A 22,649-nucleotide genomic window follows, 5' to 3' on the forward strand; every position below is an offset into this window, starting at 1 on the left:
ACATTTCAGTCATTATTGAATCCTGCCCGAACGGGGATAGTTGAGTGCAGGTTGTGAGAAAATTTTTCCAAGCAAGCGCAGCATACATCAGTATGTGAGCATTGATTAGGAAAATTTTCTCGCAAGATGCGCCAAATATGCCCGTTCCTTGATGGATCTAACGGCCGCCGCCATCTCCACCATACCCCTTTTCATTATGTGTAGAAATCGGTTGATTGACATTACATGAGCTAGCAAATACAGTGACTCCTACTAAACAAAAAGCAAGAATAATTCTTTTCAATTGTTTCATTGTTGACATGACTTTCCTTATAAATAATTATTCCATAAATTTCCTATTTATTTATTATATTATAATCTGTAATTATCTCTTTGATTACTTTCCAGGACTTTTCAATATCCAATGGGTTGGTGCCTGGTAATTTTGCACATACAATCAGTGCCTTCCATAACGCCCACCCGCGAGCGCGTGCCCATGTTGCCGTATCAAGTTCGAGCACTTTACGAAACACATTGCGACTTGCCTCTTTAAAAAATGTCCAAGCAATTGCCAAATCACACGCAGGATCACCAATCGCCAGTTGACCAAAATCAATAACGGCGCAGAGACGGCCTTCTTTGATTAATAAATTGCCTACAGCAATATCTCCATGAATCCAAACGGGAGCACCTTGCCAAAGCTCACCTAGTGCCTCAGACCATATTAAAGAAAGAATCCCGGTGTCAGTATATTTACCCAAAATTTTAATTGCTGCGTTTACCTCAGTATCATAAGTTGACAGTGGTCCTCCACGATAGAAACTGTGCTCGCCCGCCGCTGGACCACCCTCGGCATCAATTTTTTGTAATTCTAACAAAAATTGGGCTAAATCAGAGGCAAATAACTCCATATCCTTAATTCGCTCAATTGATGCTGTGTGTCCTTCAATCCATCGATAAATTGACCAATGCCAAGGATAGTCCGCAACAGGCTCTCCTTTAGCTAAAGGCGTAGGAATCGATAAAGACAAATGAGGCGCAAGATACGGTAACCAGAGCTGCTCTTTTTCTACTTGCAAGGCATAAGATGGTGCACTTGGAAGCCGAACGGTCATTTCAGGGCCTAAATGAAACGTTCTATTATCCCAACCGCTGAACGCTACAGGTTTAATGGGTAAATCTGACCATTGTGGAAATTGTGAATCAATCAATTTGCGTACAAGTGACACATCGATAGGTACTGTCATAACGCCCCCGAAATTTTGACTGAGCCGGGCCAATTTTTACCGAACACACTTTATGCGTTTTTGGAGAAAAATTTTATACCTCAACATCATGTGCTAACAAACGCCTGTTCGCACGGAAATAAGTTACAGGAGAGTGTTCCAATAAATCAGAAAGTTTTTCCATATAAATACAAGCAAAGCGATCGACTTGATAGGCAAAATAACTTTCCTCCGCTCCAGCGCGAAAAATACGCTCCCATTTTGGATTAAAATAGGTTTGTTGTTCTTTTAACAATTTAGTAAGTTGCGCATCAATCCTACTGATTTGTGCCTGCAAATCTTGTATTTCATGGCTGTGTTGTTTTGAACCTTCATCAATCATTTTTGTGTATAAATTGACGTATTGCTTTTCTAAATCCTTTTTTATTTCCATCACTTCACTGATTTTTTTTTCTATAGGCATTGCCCGCGCTTGTGCAGCTATTTCCTCTCCAAGCTCTTCCACAACTAAAGCGGTTCGCCAATTGCAATCTTTTTTTAACCTTAAGATATCGCCATAGATGTGATCGCCAATATAAAGAATCTCATCGCCGCGAACATGCAAATCTTCGGTAAATTTTTTGGCATTACCTCCTTGGTACACGCCTGAAACTATTGGACCCATTGTATTAGTCATTGTTCCAGTAGCTGGATGAATTGATAAAAAGCGTAGATTATCGTAAAAAAAGCGAGGCTTATTGGCTAGTGTAATGACAAATTCAAATAAATCGATCCAGCTTTCACCTCTCTGCAAAAAAGGGTTAATCGCATATTCCAATAATAGCTTTGTATAGGAATAGTCGGAATTTGTTAGAATAAATATTTTTTTGCCATGGTGCATGAAATGCTTCAAGCCCTCTACCAGTGCACGCTCTTTAATAACATAGGTAGGCAAATTTTTACTAATAATTGTTTTTAAACTGCCGTCAGAATGAACTTTATCCACGCAAAATTGTACGTCTTGTGCGATGGTTTGATAACTGGGTATTTCCTCAGGATACAATGAATCCTTTAAATCAACTAATTGGCCATATAGAACACAGAAAGCAATCGAAAAAGCTGTATCTATAGCCATGTAATTAGAATCACCCAAATCAACATAAATACTTCGATAAATTTTTTGCTGTTCCGCAAAATCAATCATTTTCGTACCATGATAACTTTGGCGAATTGCACCGTAACGACTTAACTTTAAAATATTGCCGTTTTTACTATCAATAACCAAACCACGAATCGCATCGTGATAATTAAAATTCAATTTTTTAATGTGTTCAGGATAATGTTTTACCTCTACCAACTGTTCTTTAACGAGTTGGTAAACCAAAGACTCAAAATTCTCAGAATTATAACGAATCAAGGTATGATCCATGTCCAGACCAATCAACTTGATTTTTTTCATATTCAGAATTCGGTTTACATAAACTTTATGTTCATTCATTAGCCTAAAACCTGTTTTGTTAAAGTAACGTGGGTAAAGCGAAACATCGCTGCCTCATCCTACGTCCCGTCCCCACGACTTGTTCGCGGGGGTTGTCCGCAGAAATCAAGGAATCACAAGACGTCCTATATCTTGCGGACAAGTCCTGAGAGCCCCATTTTTTTCACCTTACGTACACGCTTTATGCGCGGTATCCAGGAGATCTTGTCTATTGAAACAGTCTCAAATTATAGATTCGTTAAAATATTTTCTGGATACCGCACCTAAAACGCGGTACGTAGAGGATTTTCTATTTCACTTGTTTCACACCATCCTGGGAAGCCAATAAAATTACATCTGCTGCACGATGCGCAAATATCCCATTTTCCACAACTCCGGTAATTCGATTAATGCGATCTTCCATATCCATAGGTTCATTGATTGTTAAATTGAACACATCAAGAATAATATTACCATTATCAGTTATGAACCCCTCTCTATATTCAGGATCACCACCTAATTGAACTAACTTCCGAGCAACCATACTGCGTGCCAGTGGAATTACCTCTACAGCAACTGGAAAATTTCCCAAATGCTTTACCAGTTTTGAATCATCCACGATACAAATAAATTTTTCTGCTACCTGGGCTACAATTTTTTCACGAGTGTGAGCGCCACCGCCTCCCTTAATCATTTCGCCATGCTCAGTCACCTCATCAGCACCATCAATATAAATCGGTAAATCCTGTACTGAGTTTAAATCAATAACAGGAATACCCTCTTGCCGTAATAAAGCTTCCGTCGCTTTGGAGCTGGATACACAAGCATCAATCCTATGCTTTATAGTAGCCAGTTGTTTGATAAAAAAATTTACTGTAGATCCGGTACCTACACCAACCACCATATCGTCTTCGATGTATTGCAATGCGGCTTTTGCCGCTTTCATTTTTAATTCGCTCATTAAGAACCACTCCCCTTTCTTTGCCTTACAATTTCATATAAAGAAACGCCGGTAGCTACAGAAACGTTTAAACTGGCTACACTGCCTAACATAGGCAAAGAAAATAAACCGTCACAATGTTCGCGTGTCAATCGGCGCAGTCCTTCCCCTTCTGCTCCCATCACAATCGCGACATTTCCAGCGCAATTTGTTTGATATAAGGAGTTGGTTGCCTCGCCAGCCGCCCCATAGATCCAGACTCCGTGTGCTTTTAAAAGTTCCATGCTACGTACTAAATTAGTTACTCTCGCCAAAGGCACCGACTCCGCTGCGCCGCATGCAACCTTGCTTACTACAGGAGTAATGCTGGCACTTTTGTCTTTAGGGAGCACCACAAAATCAACTCCGGTTGCATCAGCAGTACGCAAGCATGCTCCTAAATTATGCGGGTCGGTAACTCCATCCAGGATCAGAATCAAAGCAGGCTGTTTACTGGACTCCAATAATGCCAGTAAATGCGACTCATTGTAATCGGGCAATGAAGATGCACTTGCTACAACGCCCTGATGGGCAAAATCCGCAAAGCGCTGGTTCATTTTTTGCATACTTAATTTTTCAATATTGATGTGTGCTTGCATCGCTTTATCAATAATATTTTGCAGCCGTTTATCCACCCGCTCTTCACTAATATAGAGTTTTTTAGTTACTCGATGCGGGTTGGTTAATAAAGCAGAAACTGCATGTACCCCATAGACATACTGCTCACTCATGACCAACAGCTTCCTCGACTGGCTCAAAATCAATTTTACGCTCATCTAAATCAACCCGGGCTACCAAAACCGTCATTTTGTCTCCCAAATGATATACATGACCACCCCGCGTGCCTGTCAGACGATGTTTTACAGAGTCAAAAGTATAGTAATCATTTTTTAAAGAAGTAACATGGACCAAACCTTCAACATAAATTTCATCCAGTTCAACAAAAATTCCAAAACTGGTCACTGCAGAAATTCGCCCATTGAAGACCTGTCCCAATTTGTCCTGCATGTATTCACATTTTAACCAGGCTATCACTTCTCTTGTTGCTTCATCAGCACGACGCTCAGTCATTGATGAATGTTTTCCCAATCGATTCATATCTTCGTGGGTATAACTAAATTCATAAACAGGCTGATTATCTAATAAATGACCTATTGCACGATGAATTAACAAATCTGGGTAACGCCGGATAGGCGAAGTAAAATGAGTATAAGCAGAATAGGCAAGGCCGAAATGTCCTTCGTTGGCTTCAACATAGTGCGCTTGCTTCAGAGAGCGGAGCATGACCGTTTCAATAAGATGTCTATCCGGCCGATCTTCTATTGCATTCATAGTGCGCTGAAAATCTTTGGGTCCAGGCTTTTTGTTCCCCCCTAATTGCAATCCTAATTCACCTAAGAACTGTCTTAATGCAGTAATCTTGTCTTCTTCAGGAACGGCATGCACACGATAAAGTGTAGGAATCTCAGCTTTTTCCAAAAATCGTGCTGTAGCGACATTCGCGGCTAACATACACTCTTCGATCAATTTATGCGCATCATTGCGAATCACTGGCACAATACATTGAATTTTTTTATTTTCATCAAATTCGATCCGTGTTTCTGTAGTCTCGAACTCGATCGCACCGCGAAGCTTACGAGTAACCAATAAAACGTGATACAAATCATATAGAGCTTGTAAGGTCGGCCACAAAGAAGCATGTTGTTCATCGGTAGCACCCTGATCAAGCCAAGAGCCAACCTGAGTATAGGTCAATCGCGCATGTGAATGAATGACGGCACGATAAAACCGAGAGCGCGATATCTTACCTTCATCACTGATTGCCATTTCAGCAACCATACACAGGCGATCCACATGAGGATTTAGAGAGCATAAACCATTGGATAAAGCCTCTGGTAACATGGGAATTACTTTTCCCGGGAAATACACCGAGTTACCACGGCGAGCAGCTTCCTTATCCAGGGCAGAATCTTGCTTCACATAATTACTGACATCCGCAATGGCAACATACAATTGAAAACCGCCCTTTGGCTTCTTATAACAATAAACTGCGTCATCAAAATCTTTGGCATCATCCCCATCAATCGTAACAAAAGGGAGGCTACGCAGATCCGTGCGTCCCTTGATTTGCTCTTCAGTAACATGCTGTGGAATTTTTGCAACTTCAATATTTACATCCTCTGGCCATTCGAAGGGAATTCCATGTGCATAAAGTGCAACTTGAATTTCCATGCCAGGAGCCATATGTTCGCCTAAAACATGAATCACCTTACCAATAGCTTGTGTTCGTTTACTGGGAAAAGCAATTAATTCGACCAAAACAATTTGACCGTTCTTGGCGCCATTGATCATTTCTTGGGGAATAGAGATATCTTGGGTTAAATGTTTGCTATCAGGCAATACAAAACTGACCCCATGATCAGTAAAAAATCGTCCTACAACAGTGGCATTGGCATGCTCGATCACCTCATGGATTTTTGCCTCAGGCCTTCCTCGTCGATCCACACCAACCTGATAGGCAAGAACAAGGTCTCCATGCATCACCGCCCGCATTTCTTTAGCGGACAAAAACATATCTTCTGAACCATCATCAGGAATAAAAAAACCAAAACCATCGGGATGTGCTTGAACGCTACCACGTGATAGATTAATTCTTTGCATAAGACAAAATCGGCCGCGGCGATCTTGCATAATCTGTCCATCACGCAACATGGCCTTCAGCCTAAACCCCATAGATTCTTGCTTGCGCTCATCACTTATATGGAGTTTATCGAATAATTGATTACGCGACATAGGCTTGCCGTATTCATTAAGAATTTCAATAATGAATTCGCGACTTGGGACAGGATCGGTATATTTTTCACTTTCCCGTTCATAAAAGGGATCTTTTGTTTTTTTGCTCAACGCTTATCCTGTTTGTATTTTGTTGTCATCATATTTAAGGTATACATCATTTGCTCAGTTCTACCACTTATCCATGAAAGTAGCAAGATAAGTGGTCAACCACCAGCAATTCCCGTCAAGTAACGTGTCAGCAAAAGCCGTCTTCCTAGAGGGCTTTTTACAAACCTTTAGCAGTTATTGCTGGGGGCATATCTATTTACTATATCTTCTTGAATCTCTTTTGCAGAGAGATTTGCATAAAACAATGAACCAATCAATATCTTCTGTTTCATCTCGTTACTTATTGATGGGTCACGAGATAATACAGAATAAATGTTAGACACAAACTGGATTCCTTTTTCCTTATCCTCTTTTTTGTCTGATTTTTGCTCAAAAAACTTCGTATACATCCTACATCCTCCAAAATGGATAGCTGGTATTACTGTCAACTGCTTCCTTATGACTTCTTGGGTACAGGAATCACAAACCCTCGTGCGCCTACCGCAGCAGTTAATGCGGATAAAGACATATCTTCTGCTGCCCAGAACGTACTGTCCTTACCTTGAGCAGGAATTTTCACCTTCTTCCATTTACACACGGCAATGAGGCCCTCACAAGGTGCTTGTTGTTCGTGGCCAGGCCTGGATTCAATGCAATTTAAAACAAATGGGCCTTTATGCAAGGCCAATGCAGACCAATTTCCACCTTGTATCCGTGTTGTCCAACCGGCACTGGCACTGGGATTAGCAACTGGATGTGTAATCCAGACATCTGTAGAAGCAAGATTATGAATAAATACCAAACTGCTTTTTTTAACTTGTAATGTCACTGATTCACCCTGAACAGCAACAGCATGACATCCAACAGGCAGAGTCGATTCTGCAGCTGCAACATAAAAAGATAACACTGAACAACAAAAAAAAGCGACAATCCTCATTACGTTCTCCCAAAATAAGAAATAGAAACCTATAGCGCCACTTAGTTCTATACATCGTTACAAGCTCGTTCGACTCATTCATGTACTTGAGTACGCTTGCGCCTTGTCTGGAACTTATTGGATGTCGCTATAATTCTTTCAACCTCAACAAAGTTAAAATTATATGATTAGCCTATGTTGCTTGTCAGCCTTACTTGCTAAAATCATTCTAATTTATACTGGCCAATTCAATGAATATGCATATCTGGGTAGATGCCGATGCGTGCCCCAAAATAATTAAGGAAGTCTTATTTCGCGCTGCAGTGCGTACACAAACGTCGCTAACCTTAGTGGCGAATTCCTTCCTTACTCATCCAAAATCACCATTCATCCGCTTTGTACAAGTCGTTAAAGGCTTTGACAGCGCAGACCATTATATTACTACCCATTTAAAACCCTTTGATTTGGTCATTACCGCCGATATCCCCTTGGCAGCAGAAGTTATTGCCCAAAAAGGATTGGTGATTAATCCTCGTGGAGAGGAATATACCGAGAACAACATCAAACAACGTTTAAATTTAAGAGATATGCATGAGCAGTTACGGGCAACTGGACAACATTCAGGCGGCCCTGCTGCATTAAGCATCAAGGAAAAAACCGCTTTTGCTAATGCTTTAGACAGATGCTTGGCAAAGAAAGGGCAGAAATAACGACCTCCGTTCTTGCCTACCCACAGAATTCAGCTGTAGCATGCAGCTCCCCATGACTAGCTCTGAAGGATATAACAGAGTTCTGGATAAGTCACTCAATTTGACAAATAATTACCCTCAACCTAAATTTTAACTATACCCAAGAAGGATGGTAAAACTGCATGAAGCTGCTCCGACATATCCTGTTCCTTGTTGTTCTTTTAGTGGGAAATTCTCTCGCTTACGGTGACAGCATTACAGTAGGAGTCTCGCGATCTGCGCCTCCATTTTCTGCAGTAGATGGCCACAATCATTATTTTGGTTTTTGTATCGAACTAATGAATGAAATATGTAAACGTCTCAATGTAGCATGCGAATACAAAGCCATCACCATGCAAAATCAGATGGATGAACTGAATTCGGGAAACATTGATCTCACTTTTCCACCAGGCCCAATACCTGCAGCCACGTCACAAAACTACGTTTACAGTTTACCCTTTATGATAAGTGATGGCCAATTTCTGACCAACTCTTCAGATATAAAAACAATTGCAGACATTAAAAACAAAAGAATAGGAGTCGTAAGAGCAACCCACCTTAAAGATATTCTTTTGCGCTATACGAGCAAAGATAATATAAAAGAATACCCAAAAATTTCTTTAATGATCATGGCATTACTCCATGACGATGTCGATGCAATCTTAATGAACTTCGATATGTTTAAGTACCTTACAATCAATAAAGTAATGAACTTTCAAACTGTAGGAAAGCCTATTATTCTGGGAAATGGATATGGAATCATAGCACTTCCCAAAAATGCCGATCTCATTAACAAAATCAATAGAATCTTGTTGCAAATAGAAAATGATGGAACTTATACAACTATTTACAATAAGTACTTCGGATCCTAATTTGTAGCCCTATGCAGTATGGGTTAAACTGATCATTTTCAAATGATACAGGATAAAATATGCAAGATAGCATTAATATCGAAAAAATCACCTCGCTACATAAAAACTCCATCATCCAATGGAAAGCTAGGGGTATAGTACATCAATACGAAGAATTCTATCGCTTGGTTGAAGAAAATCACGCGTTTAACTACCAACTCTGGCATGCAGAAGATAGAGCTCGTCGTGATGACCAGGGATATGAGTTTGTATATCAAGCGAAACGAGAAATTGACCGCTTCAATCAATTGCGTAATAACCGCATGGAGGCAATGGACGAATGGCTTTTCAACCAACTGCAACCCGCAGATTATCGTAAGTGTCCCGTTCACTCTGAATCACCAGGAATGATCATTGACAGGCTTTCTATTTTATCCTTGAAATCTTATCACATGGAACTCCAAACCAAGCGTGAAGACGTTGTGGAGGAACATCGGAAAAATTGTGCTCATAAATTAGCAATCATTAATCAGCAATTAGAACAATTGGCTCAGTGCTTCAAGGAACTACTCGAAGAAGTAAAGGCACAAAAACGTACTTTTAGAATCTATCATCAATTTAAAATGTATAATGATCCTAATCTAAACCCTGAATTGTACTGCCGGTAGTAGTTGGGTAATGATTTAGAGAGGTATCGCTCAATGAATGAGTCAGTGTGGAGTCTTGTGGCGGTTTTTTAGGCTTTGAATTTCTAGGAGAAAAGAAGTTCCAAAAAAATGAATCGTGTCGTGACAGGGAATCAGAGGCTTTACTTTTACGCTCACGTGATTCCCCTTGAGGCTGGGTTTTTATTTTATCCTTCGACACATCGCCAGGAGCAGTTCCTTCTATTTCAGTAGTAATAACCTGTCCTTTAGGCGGACGCCCCAATCCTCGAGCCAAAGCCCGAAGTCCAAGAGTTAATGAAAATAAGACGCCACTCGCTATCGCCAATGCCCCCATTACCGGAGTATCATGATAGTCTCCCTGGGAATCAACTTCCTGACAAGAAGTCATTACAAAATTGGAGAAATTATTTCCCTTGGATAAACCAGAGAAAAGAGAACGGATAACTTCCAACCACTCTTGAAAAAAAGTCTGCGGCGAAGGATCCAGCTTAAGTCCATCTTTTAATGATGCATCGAAATTCTCTGCGGTTAAAATCTTTACATCCTTTTCCTTTTCTATATTTTTCTTCATCTCCAGGATTTGGTCATAAGGATGCTCTTTTTCAAGCTCTGCTTCGCGTTTCTGCATATGCTGGTAATGCGCATGCAACGTATAGGCCATCATCCCAATCATAAATACCAGACCAGAAACGATAAATACAGCCAATAAAGCAGGGGGAAAGCTGACGGCAGCGATTGAACATACTGCGGTAACCGTAAATAAGATTTGGGTCAATACGCCGTACGCATATAAACCATACTTCACTCCTAACAAACCCGCAGTTAAATAACTTTGAGTTGTTTGCTCCCTTAATAATTGACGCTCTTCTTCAAAGTTCTTAATTAACTTACATACCTCTGATTTCAATCTTTGAATTTCGAGCAAGTCTTCCGTTTTTTTATCTTTTTTGTCTTGCAACTCAAGTAATTTGGCATAAGTTAATTCCAACTCTTTAGTTGTGAGTGCGAATTTACATCGAGTTTGAGTTGCTTCGAGACGTAATTGAAAATCATATTCTTCATAAATTCGTGAAACAACACAGGTGAGTGTGTAAATCGCACCAATGATTGACATGGCGATAAGAAGATGGGGGGAAAGAACAGCAAGACTTACCACTCCAACATAAAAATATAATCCATCCAGTAAGCCGCCTGTCCCTAATGCTAAATAAGCATAAACACGATCTTCATCAGACTGGTATTCGATTCGTGATAAATAGTACTCTCGGTCTAATGGAGCTAAGGAACTCAACTGTTGGATTTCAATTAAAAGCTCTTTATTTTTATCCATTTGCTTTTTACGCTGCTCAACCATGCTACGTATCCAAAAACGGTTAGCAGCAGCAAATACACCTAATACCAGTCCAACAGGAACAACCATATATTTAAGGTCCATCCCACTAATCAGACTTAAAATTTGTACTGTACTTCGCCATCCTTTATACGCATTTTTTAAGCCCTTCATTACATCGCGAAAATAGGGCCAAGCAGTCGCTATGAATTTTTTTACGGAATCTTTTTCTTCTTTCTCAAAAACACTTGCCAGGAAAGAAAAAGAAACTAAAAAAATTGCTTCGGCAGCAATTGCAGCAATTCCTTCAGGGGAAGTGAGTATTTTGTGTATCGATTCAGCATCCGTCTTACGCATAAATACTTCCATAAAGTATTTAAACATGCTGTAAGAGGAGCTGAGAGAATCTACAATGGCATAAGCATGATAAATGTAACGATTTTTATCGAGTTTTTGAGCGAGGAGTCTACTTTGCGCGTCGATACGACCGGCGATTGCCAAGAGAAAAACAAGTTCTTCTGAATTTAAAGGTAAATCTTCTTCGCCACTAAGAGACATTCTTACCCACAGAAATGACTATCGGTTAGTTGGGGCGGATTATATGGATCAATGATCTTGATGTCAATAATCGTTTCATCATGAATCAAAAAGATACAAATTTTTTGTAAACCGATTAATAGAGATCACACTCACTTCGTACAAAAAATATTTCATTAAACCTACTTACGGGTTGTGACTTATGAGGCAAACCTGCTACGATATTGCACTAAATAAAAAACAACTCAGGAAAGAGGATTCAATGAGATCAATACTTGCTCTCTTTATTTTGGCAGCACTAATGACTGGACCTGTTATGGCATCAAATGAAACACAAATTTATGGTTATGTTGAGAAAGTTTCGTTTCCCGAGAAAAATTTGACCTTATCAGCAAAATTAGATACTGGGGCTAAATCCGCATCATTAAATGCGACCAACATAACTGAAATTACTAAAAATGGCGTACCTTATTTGCGTTTTATTGTTCCCACTAAAAGTGGAGAATACGTATTTGAAGCAGAATATAAAGGTCGAGTAAAAATTAAAGTTCGTGCTGGGGAACATGGATCAGAGATAGTGGAACATGCACCAATCAAACGCCCCGTGGTCCTGCTTAATTTACAGCTTGGAGATAAAGTTAGAACAATTAAAGTGAATTTAACCAATCGCAAACGGTTCCTCTATCCTTTGCTTTTAGGAAGAGATGCAATCATTGCTTTTAATGGTGCAGTAAACCCAGCACTGACATTTACGTTAAGAAATCAGAGTCTTAAGAAACAATGAAAAATAATACGCGTCATGTTTATGGACTTATTTTTACTTTATTGATCCTTGGATCAGGAATTTTTTTGTATCGACACTTTGTACTCGATGTGCCTTTAACTGACACAGAAACGATAAACAGTTGGATGGTTGAATCCAACTTACGTTTTGTTGCGGATCCCAATACACCAATTAAAGCAAGTTTTAACATTCCTTATTTACCTCCACATTTTGCAATTCTTGATGAATACTTCGTATCAAGGAATTATGGAGTAACAACGAACTTAAATGGTGATAACAGGGAAACAGTTTGGTCAATTAGGCGCGCTCATGGTGCCCAATCGCTGTATTACAGAGCAATTTTCCGTCAAGCCGAAGGAAATGAATCACCATTAGGAGCGCCCCCAGCTGCAAAAACCCAACCGCTTGCAGAAAGTCAAAAATCAGCTGTTGAAACCATTACCAGCCAGGTACGACAATCCTCTGCAGATATTAAAACCTTTGCTCAGAGCACGATTAAAGAACTGAATAAAAAAGATGGAAATGCCAAGTTACTGACAAGCAATGATTTTAGTGATGAACACCTTATCAATGCAGCAATTTTAATTTTGAATCAGTCTAAAATCTCTGCCCTTCCAGTAAAAGGAATTTATTTGTCCCAAAAAAGCAAAGCCGAGTTAAGTTCCTTTTTGGCCGTATTCAATGGTAAAAGCTGGATTTATATTAATCCTAGAACCGGTGGAGCAGGTTTACCTAAAGATTTCCTTATTTGGCAATATGGTAATGAACCTGTATTTAATGTCATTGGCGGTAAAAAAGTCCAATTTAGTTTAACCGTGTCTCCCACCCCCATAAACGCTTTAAGTATTGCCAAATCACGCGGTTTACAATCCGATTCACAGCTGTTACGTTTCTCATTATTGCAACTACCAGTCAATGTGCAGGAAACGTATAAGATTTTATTAACGGTCCCTATAGGTGCTTTTATTATCTTAATTCTGCGAAACTTTATCGGGATTAAAACCTTTGGTACTTTTATGCCTGTTTTAATCGCTTTAGCCTTTAGAGAAACCCATGTGATCTGGGGAATTTGCCTCTTTGTCATTATTGTATCTTTTGGTCTATTGGCGCGTTTTTATCTGGATCAACTAAGGTTACTTTTAGTCCCACGCCTCGCGGCAATTCTTACCGTTGTCATTTTGCTCATGATCTTTATTAGTGTATTCAGTCTCAATCTTGGCTTGGATGCGGGACTATCGGTTGCCTTATTCCCGATGGTCATTTTAACTATGACTATAGAACGCATGTGCATTACCTGGGATGAGCGAGGTGCTTCAGAAGCCATAAAATCAGGTATAGGCAGCCTGGTCGCTGCCGTTATTTCTTATTGGGCAATGAGCTATGAACCCTTACAATACCTAATCTTCGCTTTCCCTGAATTGGTTTTAGTTTTATTGGCTTTAATATTGTGGTTCGGCCAATATCGAGGATATCGATTGTTCGAGTTGAAACGCTTTAAGTCACTTGCGGGACATGTAGAATGATCACTCTGTTTCGCCGTTTAAAAAGTCACGGAATATTAAGTATTAACCAGCGCAATACGGATTTTGTATTACGCTACAACCCGCGAAAACTGTTTCCTCTGGTTGATGATAAGTTAAAAACAAAAAAGCTGGCTCTAAAATCTGGTATCGCAGTTCCGCCTTTATACGATATCATTGAAACAGAGCAACAAATTAAAACCATAGAGGAACGCTTAGAGCCTTATACTGACTTCGTGGTTAAACCTGCACGTGGTTCTGGTGGGGATGGTATTTTAGTTTTTAAAGATAAAGTCTATGGCCGTTATCGGCAAATTAATGGAAAACTTACTACAGCCCAGGAACTTAGTTATCATTTATCGTGCTTGCTTTCAGGAGCATATAGTCTTGGCGGCTCCTCGGATTATGCAATTATAGAGAAACGAGTAGTAGTAGACCCCATATTTGCCGAAGTAAGCTACGAAGGTATTCCTGATATTCGAATTATTAGTTTATTGGGTTATCCTGCCATGGCCATGGTGAGACTTCCAACTCGTTTGTCCGGTGGAAAAGCAAATTTACATCAAGGAGCAATTGGTGTTGGAGTAGACCTCGCCAGTGGGAAAACTCTTGGCGGAGTATTTCATAATGACATCATCGATTATCATCCGGACACGCTGAATCCCATTGTAAATATAGAAGTACCCTATTGGAATAAAATACTTGAGATTGCCTCCAGTTGCTATGAACTGACTGGTCTGGGTTATCTTGGCGTAGATATCGTCCTTGATAAAGAGCAAGGGCCTTTAATGCTTGAGCTGAATGCGCGTCCCGGATTAAATATTCAAATTGCAAATAGGGAAGGAGGGTTAAAACGATATCGAGCAATTGAAGCGCACCATCAAGAACACCCGAATGAGACCGTTGCTGAAAAAGTAGCCTTTAGCCGAGAACATTTTGCCCGTTTAAAGTAAACCTAAACATTGCTATTCTAAGTTAATTTAGGGTCATCCTGACCCCGAGGGATCGACACGTTTCATTATCTTTAATTTCTACGTCCCGCGGCTTTGTCCTCGAGACCCAGGAAATTTGCAATAGAGCTGGATCCCGCGGACAAGCCCTGAACGATCGTCAGTTTTTTAAATTTATCATGTACCACTTAAGCTTCTCTACGTACCGCTTAAATTTCTCTACGTACTGCTTTCCTATACCGCGCTTTATGCGCGGTATCCAGAACGATATTTTAAGATGCCGCTGAGCATTTCTATAGCAAGATCCCCTGGATACCGCGCATAAAGCGCGGTACGTAGACGAAGAAATTAAGCGCGGTAGGTAGGCGAAAAATTTAGTGGAGGTTTCTCAAAACTGACGATACCTCAGATCATCTTGACCCATGAATCAGGGGGAATTACTGAAATTCCGGTCGCTGGGAGTCGTTGTGGCAAGATTCTCCTCCTTTTCATCCTCTGTGATTTCTGAGCTTTTTTGTTTTTTGTTCGTTGCATTTCCACCGAATTGGAACGATGGACTCCAAGTCGACTTCCTTTTTTCAAGGATGCTTGCCTTCTCAATGGAACGCTCTTCTCCCATATGCGAAGGAGATTCGTCGTCAAATAAATCTAAATTATAACCAGGTGTAAGGATTCTCTCATTCTCATCTAAATCAGAACCTGTTGGAAGCACCCACTCATTTTTTTGTTCTTCCTCAGAATATTTCGTCGAACGGGGTGGCTCACTCACTTCGAAACTATCTAAATTATAACCAGGAGTTTTAGGAATCACATACTCCATATTAATTCCTGTTTCATTCCAGGTAGCTTGGTAATAATATTGGGATTCATTAAAATCAGCGACCACTTGCGATAACGTAGTAGGGGAAGAGCTGTAATCATAATTCTCATAAAAAGCAAGAATTTCTTCACCTGGTCGAATTTCACGTGTCGTTATATAAGAATTAGTTTTAAAATCAAATCGGACATTCGCTTCACTTTTCTGCTTCGCTCCTTCTATGCAATAGGCTTCTGAGGCTTTTTCTTTAGTATAAAGATATCCACCTTTACTTGTTTGCACTAAATAATTCGTATCTATACCCTGCTGCATCGCCCATAAGTGCATTTCACTGTTCCTTTTGGGAACATCATCTCTTTGCTGACCAACGAGCTGACATAGAACTTTTCGCGCTGGAATTTTCTGTCCACTAAATAAAGAGTAACGATATTCTCTTTTTCCTCGCTCTGTAGGTGCAATAACTAAGTGGTAAGGCGAGTTTCTCTGCAGTTCCATTTTTTGATTTTTTTCAAAGCGCGCCACATCTTCTGATACATGCAAATCATAAAGCTTAGGATCTAAATTTTTATCCAAATACATTTGTCTTTTAGCTTCTATTTTTCGCATATCTGCTCTCAATGTTAATAAACTGAAAAATTTCTTTATTTCTTCACGGGTACTTATCGTACTTGTTGCCAGGTCTTGATCTTGGGCTTTGCTCAGCTCATGCAGGATTTCAATTAAAGTTTGTGGTTGACGTATGATTTGCGGACGCGCTTTTGTAAAATAATCATCCCCATATGAAATAGTCAACTCCTCACCAAAAGCGATTCTTTGGGTTGCAACATAATAGGCATGGTAATCAAATAGAGTATTTCCGTACTGGTCTTTTCGTTGATGACAAATGACTTTTACTTCCAAATTAGGAGTTCTCGCATGGTTTACCCAACGTGTATTGGTCCCTGCTTTCAACAAATCAATTACTACAGCATATTGATCGTGATCATCTAAATTTAATTTCCAAACATAAGTGGAATTTTCTTGATATTTTTTGACTCTTTGATTTATTTCGGAGTCAGGTAGTACACCGAATAAATCAATGCCTTTTATTTCTCCAACAATTTCTCCTTGCGCAAATGATTTGCCAGCATATACTGCCAATTGCCTGGAACCAAGATTAGGAGCCGCAGCTATAACTATGTCCTTATCGTAAACGGTGGATAGATAATTAAAGCCTGGTTGGCTGCCGTTATTTTTCAAATAATTACATAGCCTGAGTTGCGACTCGGCCTCCTCGGGAAAAAAAACCAATTGTTCTGTAAGCATTTCCTCAGCAGCTTGTTCTCGATCGATGCTGTTTAAAAATTTAACGGGTCTTGTCATATTGATTCTTCATAATTGGATTCGCGGCGAATTCTAATAAAAAAAATAGTCTGTCAAAAGAGAAATTTACATTATTGGTTTTTAATCAAATTCGGACAGGCATTTAAAAAACTGAAATTTATAGCTAATGCTTACATGAGAATAAATATCCTAGCCGAGGAATAGTGTGCAAGCTCTTATTCTTTGCCCTATTAAAGGAATGCATTTCTCAACTTAATGAAAAATTTTTGTCAGAACTCGGGTTTCCATTGGGACCCTGTTTGAGCGCGGCGTACAAATCTTGTCGTGCCTTTAGCCAGTCAATCGTTTCTTCTCTAATTTGCAACACCTCTTTTGTTGCAATTTGATGCATTTCCTTTTGTTTCAGATTCCAGAATAATCCGATAATACTGTATCCTTGAGCAAGTCGCTTTTGTGTTGGGTTAACGCAGGTTTCTTTAATTCGATTTAAATTATCTTTTTGCTTTGCTTGCAGATCCAGTAAAATTTTTTGCTCTTCTTCTAAAGTCTTAACTAATTTCACCAATCCCTTTTCTTTCAACTCTGTTTGAAATTCTTGCGCAATGGTATCAATGGTGGTTTCAGGGGGCATACGTCTAAGACAAACCGTAGAAATACTTTTTCAGTGCGAAACAAAAAATCTTCCAAACGAACTGGAGCCAGTTTGAGCAAAAATACGACTGTACATAAAGGCTATCCTTAATCACGCCACTAATTGACCATTATGTCATATAAAAGAAGCATTAAATAAATATTAATCAGTGTGATTAAATAAAAGGGTTTCAGGATAAATGCATCCAATTTTTTAATGTGAATCAATTTAAAAAGATATAATGGAAATAGAATTTGATATCGTTATAGAAAATTACTGCTGCACACCCTGCGCATGTTGAATAAATAACCGCTTTATAGAGGTAAATCCATTACATAAATTTAAACCCAAACCACGCAGGGCAACAAGGGGCATAAAGGAATTACTGAATAAACGTTTGAATCCTTCCATCAACATGATGATTTGCCATACCTCATGTTTACGCTCGCGCTGATATGCACCTAATGCTTTCTTGGATAAAAGAGTATCTTGAGCTGCATCCAGATAGCGAATCCAGGAGCTTACATCAGCCAAACCAACATTTAAACCCAAACCTGCTAAAGGATGGATCGTATGTGCTGCATCGCCAAGAAGTAACCAACGATCACCCACATATTGTTTCACATGCCTCATCTGTAAAGGAAACTGATGACGCTTACTAATGACTTCTACCCGACCTAACTTTTTAGCAAAGGCCTGTGTTAAAGACGCATTAAATTCCTCATCCGAAAAACTCATTAATTTTTTTGCATGGGAGGGATTCGTGGACCAAACTATGGAGCATTGATGTGCATCCGCCAGCGGTAAAAATGCTAAAGGGCCATCCGCGCGAAATACTTGATATGCTGTTTGTTGATGTGGCTTCTCCACAGAGACTGTAGCAACCAATGCATGCTGCTCATAAGACCAGCTGCTTAACGGTACTTTGAACTTTTGTCGTGTTGGTGAATTGGCTCCATCCGCAATCATTAACAGTTGCCCCTCCCAAACTTGCTGTTTGCTGCATACTTTAACTCCGGTTTCTTCACTCAATGCTTCTTCAACCTGACTTTCAGGAAATAAATGAATGGAGGACTGGAGAGCTACCTGGTGCAATAAAGCATGTTTCAACACAGATTCCTCAATAATACTTCCTAAGTTTTGCGCACCGACATAGCGAGAGTCAAAATCAATATGTGCTTTGCTTTCAGCATCCCAAACATACATGCATCTGTATGGGGAAACTCGTGACATATCCAGATGCTCCCAGGCATTTAACTGCTGCAACAGAGTCCGTGATGCATGATTAATTGCATAAACTCGAGTATCGGACCGTTTGCTATCGACTTTTAATGAGCCCGCGTCAATAACGGCTACAGAGTAACCGCGCTGTGCCATAGCCAAGGCAGCGGTTAAACCGACAATACCGCCGCCAATGATTAATACATTAAATTGCAGACTCATTTCTTTTCCTTCATAACTGTTCTTGTAGCTTTGGCAAAGCAATCTCACAAACCAAATCAGGAATCACTCCTCCAAATCCTCGCGCATATCGTGCTAAAAGGTTTTTTAAAGCAGGAATATTATCAAGAGCAATCAATCCCAACCCACGCGCCACACCTAATCCAGGGAAACGACTGGTAAATACTTGAATTAAACCATCTGTTAAACGGGTAATAATTTTTTGGTCATGCGATCTTAATCGTACATAATGGTGCAACATCTCTGCATTGAGCCCTTGCTCAGCAATGCATTGTGCCAAAGTAGCCACATCTCTAAGCCCCAGATTAAATCCCTGCCCAGCTACCGGATGCAACGTATGTGCGGCATTGCCTACAAAAACTACTGGCCATTTGATTTGCATTGGCATTAACACTTGGAGTAAAGGATAAGAAAAACGTTTGCCTACTTTAGCAAAACGACCTAAACGATACCCAAAAGTCTGTTGGAGTTCCTTTAAGAATTCAGCCTCAGATAAAGACAACAAATGCTCTGCCTCCTTGGGAGAAACAGCCCAAACCAAAGACATTCTGTTTTCTTGCATCGGTAAAAGTGCCAAAGGCCCACGCGCGGTAAAACGCTCATAAGCACGGTATTCATGCGGCCTAAGCAAACCCACATTAGCTACAATCGCTTGTTGACCATAGAGCTTAGTCTTTGCCGATAACGAACACAAACGACGCACCGCAGATTGTGCGCCATCTGCAGCAACAATGAGACGTGCACTAATATTTAGTTCTTCGGAATCCGTGCGAATTGTTGCTGAACGCTTCTCATAATCCAAAGAGTGCAAGCTCGCCGGAGCAATAAGTCGGTCATGAGGTAATAATTGATGCAAAGCCTGATTTATATGTTGCATTTCCGCCACGTAGCCCAACGGGGCATTCAATTCACCTTGCAGACGCGATATCCCAAAATGATGTTGATCGGAAACATGGATTGTGTTTATGGGCGTTGCATGATCTTTGAGGAGATCCCAAACTCCAAGCATATTTAAAATACGCCGGCTTGCAGGTGAGAGTGCTAAGGATCGTGCATCAAAATCAGATTTTATTTTATCACTAAACGGCTTGGCCTCTACCAACAAAGTGTCATAGCCTAATTCCTGTAAAGCAAGCATTAGGGTTGCACCTGTTAAACCTCCACCAATAACCAATATATCAATTTCTTTATTAATCACGCATTAATGCCTCAATCTCATGTACATCCACAGGTAATGCTGCAGTTAACACTTCATGACCTGTTTTTGTTACAACTACATCATCCTCAATACGCACACCAATACCCCACCAGCGTTTATCTACTCCTGGAGTATTCGAGCTAATGTATAACCCTGGTTCGACAGTTAAAACCATTCCAGGTTCTAAAGGGCGCCACTCGCCATCAATTTTATACAGACCACAATCATGAACATCAAGTCCCAACCAATGTCCAGAGTTATGCATGTAGAACGGTTTATAAGCCTCTTTAGAAATTAGTTCGTCCACATCTCCTTGCAAAATGCCCAACTCATTTAGTCCTTCGATTAGAATACGTACCATAATTTGTTGCACTGCATTCCAAGGCAGGCCGGGCTTAATTGCCGCGATTCCTGCTTTTTGTGCTTTGAGTACCAATTCATAGATATCTTTTTGTTCTGGACTGAATTTACCATTGATTGGAAATGTTCTCGTAATGTCAGCAGCATAATTTTCATACTCCCCTCCTGCATCAATAAGCACCAAACTGCCTCGATGTAAGGGTTTACTATTCTCTGTGTAATGGAGTATGCACGCATTTTCGCCCCCGCCTACAATAGGATCATAGGCCACACTGCGGCAACCATGGCGACTGAATTCATAAACAAGCTCTGCTTCCAGCTCATACTCATGTTCCAAATGTTTGCAACGACGCATTGCATGTTTATGTGCTTTAACGGAAATACTTGCTGCCCGGCGCATTAATTCCAGTTCGGCATCACTTTTAAATAAGCGCATTTCACCTAAGATAGGCTCCAAATCACACAACTCGTCAGGAACTTTAACTCCTCGTCGTACCTGGTCCTTAAGCGCCGCCACTGAGTGCATGATGGTTTTTTCTATTTCTGCATTTCGGGCAAGAGCATAATAAATCGCTGATTTTCCATTTAATAATTTGGGTAATTCTTCGGCAATACTGTCTATGGGAAAAGCGGCATGCATACCTAGTTCGGACAATGCCCCATCCTGTCCTAGACGTTTTCCGGTCCATTGCTCTTCTGCAGGATTACGTGAACGATTAAATAAGATACTCTGTGGATTCGTTCCTGTTATAAGAACCAACAATGCATCAGGCTCGTTATATCCAGTTAAATAATAAAAATGGCTATCTTGTCGAAAACGGTAATGTGCATCACCATTACGTAATACTTCGCGAGCAGCAGGAATAAGGGCGATACTGTCTTTAGGCAGTTTCTGCGCCAATTTGTTCCTTCTTGCTTGATATTCGTGTTGGGAAATCATAGTAACATCCTTTTTAATGAGTTATTCCAGTATGACCGCCACGTTCTTTCTCATTCATTACTAAATCGCTGTGTAAACGAAGCACGGCCATTCGTGCGTATTCGCTGACTTCCATTAACGCACGTTCATCTTCTTCGTCTACATCCAATGTATCACAATCAAGTTCAGCAAACTCAATAAGATGCTGAAATGCATCTTGCGTTTCTTCTTCATGAAATTGATTGGCGCTAATGCCAGCCAAAGTCAAGGCTTGAGTAAAACCTTCACACCATTCACTAAAAGCTTGCGCTCGTACCAGCAAGGATTCCTCATCATCAGGCAGCATCATTTCAAATTCAAAATCCATGGTATTAATTTGTTGTTGGCTTATAGAAAAAACCGAAAACATGGCTAAAACAGCATTACGGCTGGCTTCGTCCTTTTTATTATTCAATAAAGCACGTAAATATGTCTCGCCTTGATTGTCAGCCCCGGCACACAAGTAGCCACACATCATTCCATGCAATAAACTCGCAGATATGTGCAACATCAAAACAGCAATCGTTGCAGAAAATTCATCATATTCGGGCAAATGCAAATGTTCTCTTTCTTCAGACATATTCAACTCATTTATAGAAAATACCCATGATAACCGATTTAATGCCAGCGTTCACCCTACTAATTGCTGCTTGCGAGCAAAATTGTTACTATTCATAAAAGCTCTCTATGGAATTGCAAAGGTCTTATTATCATGACGCAGATGAAATCGTGTACTGTTAAACTACTCAATAAAACTTATGAAATTAAGTGCCCAGAAGGCGAAGAACCTAATTTACTGCTTGCAGTGCAGAAATTAAATAACCAAATAATGATTAATAAAAAGAAATCAAAGCAGCTGGACAATTTCCAAACCTTGTTACTTGCTGCACTTGACATCAGCCATGAATTAATATTATGCAAAAACAAACAGGCACATCAGCAACATCAGGTGACACAATTTATTAACTCCCTGGAAAATAAAATCAACAAGATGGTAGGTGGTGACATGGCGGAACGTATTCCAGAATTAGATTAATTTTACTGTTGATTGCAAAAAATTCTTCTGCTTTCTGTAAGCGGGTCTGAATAAGAGG

Annotated in this window: 22 protein-coding genes; 7 read left to right on the plus strand and 15 right to left on the minus strand. The window is 40.0% G+C overall.

The window, feature by feature from the left end; genetic code table 11:
* Window positions 1–157: 157 nt before the first annotated feature.
* From FOLKNPGA_RS17345 to FOLKNPGA_RS17380, 8 genes are all read right to left on the minus strand, one after another.
* Window positions 158–301, minus strand: coding sequence for a hypothetical protein (locus FOLKNPGA_RS17345; protein WP_182351066.1), 144 nt, complete (start codon window positions 299–301; stop codon window positions 158–160).
* Between the two features lie 34 nt (window positions 302–335).
* Window positions 336–1,226, minus strand: a complete 891-nt coding sequence (locus FOLKNPGA_RS17350; RefSeq protein ID WP_182351067.1) for an aminoglycoside phosphotransferase family protein — start codon at window positions 1,224–1,226, stop codon at window positions 336–338.
* A gap of 73 nt (window positions 1,227–1,299) precedes the next feature.
* Window positions 1,300–2,682 (minus strand): HAD-IG family 5'-nucleotidase, encoded by a 1,383-nt coding sequence (locus tag FOLKNPGA_RS17355; protein ID WP_182351068.1) that lies wholly within the window; start codon window positions 2,680–2,682, stop codon window positions 1,300–1,302.
* A gap of 289 nt (window positions 2,683–2,971) precedes the next feature.
* Window positions 2,972–3,622: a ribose-5-phosphate isomerase RpiA gene (gene rpiA, locus FOLKNPGA_RS17360; protein ID WP_182351069.1), complete on the minus strand. Its 651-nt coding sequence runs from the start codon at window positions 3,620–3,622 to the stop codon at window positions 2,972–2,974.
* The gene (gene rlmB, locus FOLKNPGA_RS17365; protein WP_182351070.1) at window positions 3,622–4,371 is read right to left on the minus strand and encodes a 23S rRNA (guanosine(2251)-2'-O)-methyltransferase RlmB; all 750 of its coding nucleotides are present in this window, start codon (window positions 4,369–4,371) and stop codon (window positions 3,622–3,624) included. Before rlmB ends, rpiA begins: the two co-directional genes overlap by 1 nt.
* Entirely contained in the window at window positions 4,364–6,544 is a 2,181-nt protein-coding gene (gene rnr / locus FOLKNPGA_RS17370) for a ribonuclease R (RefSeq protein WP_182351071.1), read from the minus strand. The genes rlmB and rnr overlap by 8 nt, the downstream gene beginning before the upstream one ends.
* A gap of 167 nt (window positions 6,545–6,711) precedes the next feature.
* On the minus strand, window positions 6,712–6,933 hold the full coding sequence (locus FOLKNPGA_RS17375; protein WP_182351072.1) for a hypothetical protein: 222 nt from the start codon (window positions 6,931–6,933) through the stop codon (window positions 6,712–6,714).
* 47 nt (window positions 6,934–6,980) lie between these two features.
* Complete coding sequence (locus FOLKNPGA_RS17380) at window positions 6,981–7,460, minus strand: hypothetical protein (protein WP_182351073.1); 480 nt, start codon at window positions 7,458–7,460, stop codon at window positions 6,981–6,983.
* Window positions 7,461–7,696: 236 nt separating this feature from the next.
* Here FOLKNPGA_RS17380 and FOLKNPGA_RS17385 point away from each other — a divergent pair, with 236 nt between their 5' ends.
* The 3 genes from FOLKNPGA_RS17385 (at window position 7,697) to FOLKNPGA_RS17395 (ending at window position 9,686) form a co-directional block, all read left to right on the plus strand.
* Complete coding sequence (locus FOLKNPGA_RS17385) at window positions 7,697–8,149, plus strand: YaiI/YqxD family protein (RefSeq protein ID WP_182352902.1); 453 nt, start codon at window positions 7,697–7,699, stop codon at window positions 8,147–8,149.
* A 161-nt stretch (window positions 8,150–8,310) separates the two neighbouring features.
* The gene (locus FOLKNPGA_RS17390; protein ID WP_182351074.1) at window positions 8,311–9,039 is read left to right on the plus strand and encodes a transporter substrate-binding domain-containing protein; all 729 of its coding nucleotides are present in this window, start codon (window positions 8,311–8,313) and stop codon (window positions 9,037–9,039) included.
* A 59-nt stretch (window positions 9,040–9,098) separates the two neighbouring features.
* On the plus strand, window positions 9,099–9,686 hold the full coding sequence (locus FOLKNPGA_RS17395; protein ID WP_182351075.1) for a DUF4254 domain-containing protein: 588 nt from the start codon (window positions 9,099–9,101) through the stop codon (window positions 9,684–9,686).
* Here the strand turns inward: FOLKNPGA_RS17395 and FOLKNPGA_RS17400 are convergent.
* Window positions 9,655–11,574, minus strand: coding sequence for a hypothetical protein (locus FOLKNPGA_RS17400; protein ID WP_182351076.1), 1,920 nt, complete (start codon window positions 11,572–11,574; stop codon window positions 9,655–9,657). The two genes, FOLKNPGA_RS17395 and FOLKNPGA_RS17400, sit on opposite strands and share 32 nt — an antisense overlap.
* Window positions 11,575–11,815: 241 nt before the next feature.
* Between FOLKNPGA_RS17400 and FOLKNPGA_RS17405 the strand changes: the two genes are divergently transcribed.
* Genes FOLKNPGA_RS17405 through FOLKNPGA_RS17415 form a run of 3 tightly spaced genes read left to right on the plus strand, consistent with a single transcriptional unit; the run spans window position 11,816 to window position 14,810 of the window.
* Entirely contained in the window at window positions 11,816–12,337 is a 522-nt protein-coding gene (locus tag FOLKNPGA_RS17405) for a RimK/LysX family protein (protein ID WP_182351077.1), read from the plus strand.
* A complete protein-coding gene (locus FOLKNPGA_RS17410; protein ID WP_182351078.1) occupies window positions 12,334–13,860 on the plus strand; it encodes an inactive transglutaminase family protein in 1,527 nt (508 codons plus the stop codon). Before FOLKNPGA_RS17405 ends, FOLKNPGA_RS17410 begins: the two co-directional genes overlap by 4 nt.
* Window positions 13,857–14,810 carry an alpha-L-glutamate ligase-like protein gene (locus FOLKNPGA_RS17415; protein ID WP_182351079.1) on the plus strand — a complete coding sequence of 318 codons (954 nt, stop codon included), beginning with the start codon at window positions 13,857–13,859 and terminating at the stop codon, window positions 14,808–14,810. Before FOLKNPGA_RS17410 ends, FOLKNPGA_RS17415 begins: the two co-directional genes overlap by 4 nt.
* A gap of 424 nt (window positions 14,811–15,234) precedes the next feature.
* Here the strand turns inward: FOLKNPGA_RS17415 and FOLKNPGA_RS17420 are convergent, their stop codons facing one another.
* The 6 genes from FOLKNPGA_RS17420 to FOLKNPGA_RS17445 all read right to left on the minus strand — a co-directional run bounded on the left by FOLKNPGA_RS17420 (window position 15,235) and on the right by FOLKNPGA_RS17445 (window position 22,135).
* A complete protein-coding gene (locus FOLKNPGA_RS17420; RefSeq protein ID WP_182351080.1) occupies window positions 15,235–16,986 on the minus strand; it encodes an SET domain-containing protein-lysine N-methyltransferase in 1,752 nt (583 codons plus the stop codon).
* A gap of 208 nt (window positions 16,987–17,194) precedes the next feature.
* Window positions 17,195–17,578 carry a hypothetical protein gene (locus tag FOLKNPGA_RS17425; protein ID WP_255466015.1) on the minus strand — a complete coding sequence of 128 codons (384 nt, stop codon included), beginning with the start codon at window positions 17,576–17,578 and terminating at the stop codon, window positions 17,195–17,197.
* A gap of 273 nt (window positions 17,579–17,851) precedes the next feature.
* The gene (locus FOLKNPGA_RS17430; RefSeq protein ID WP_182351081.1) at window positions 17,852–19,021 is read right to left on the minus strand and encodes a UbiH/UbiF/VisC/COQ6 family ubiquinone biosynthesis hydroxylase; all 1,170 of its coding nucleotides are present in this window, start codon (window positions 19,019–19,021) and stop codon (window positions 17,852–17,854) included.
* Window positions 19,022–19,031: 10 nt separating this feature from the next.
* The gene (gene ubiH, locus FOLKNPGA_RS17435) at window positions 19,032–20,237 is read right to left on the minus strand and encodes a 2-octaprenyl-6-methoxyphenyl hydroxylase (RefSeq protein ID WP_182351082.1); all 1,206 of its coding nucleotides are present in this window, start codon (window positions 20,235–20,237) and stop codon (window positions 19,032–19,034) included.
* Window positions 20,230–21,537, minus strand: a complete 1,308-nt coding sequence (gene pepP, locus FOLKNPGA_RS17440) for a Xaa-Pro aminopeptidase (protein WP_182351083.1) — start codon at window positions 21,535–21,537, stop codon at window positions 20,230–20,232. The genes ubiH and pepP overlap by 8 nt, the downstream gene beginning before the upstream one ends.
* 13 nt (window positions 21,538–21,550) lie before the next feature.
* A complete protein-coding gene (locus FOLKNPGA_RS17445) occupies window positions 21,551–22,135 on the minus strand; it encodes a UPF0149 family protein (RefSeq protein ID WP_182351084.1) in 585 nt (194 codons plus the stop codon).
* 132 nt (window positions 22,136–22,267) lie between these two features.
* On the opposite strand from FOLKNPGA_RS17445, the gene FOLKNPGA_RS17450 reads away from it, so the two are divergent.
* Window positions 22,268–22,591, plus strand: a complete 324-nt coding sequence (locus tag FOLKNPGA_RS17450; RefSeq protein WP_182351085.1) for a cell division protein ZapA — start codon at window positions 22,268–22,270, stop codon at window positions 22,589–22,591.
* Window positions 22,592–22,649 lie beyond the last annotated feature (58 nt).

The organism is Legionella sp. PC1000 (assembly GCF_014109805.1).
GTDB classification, from domain to species: Bacteria; Pseudomonadota; Gammaproteobacteria; order Legionellales; family Legionellaceae; genus Legionella; species Legionella resiliens.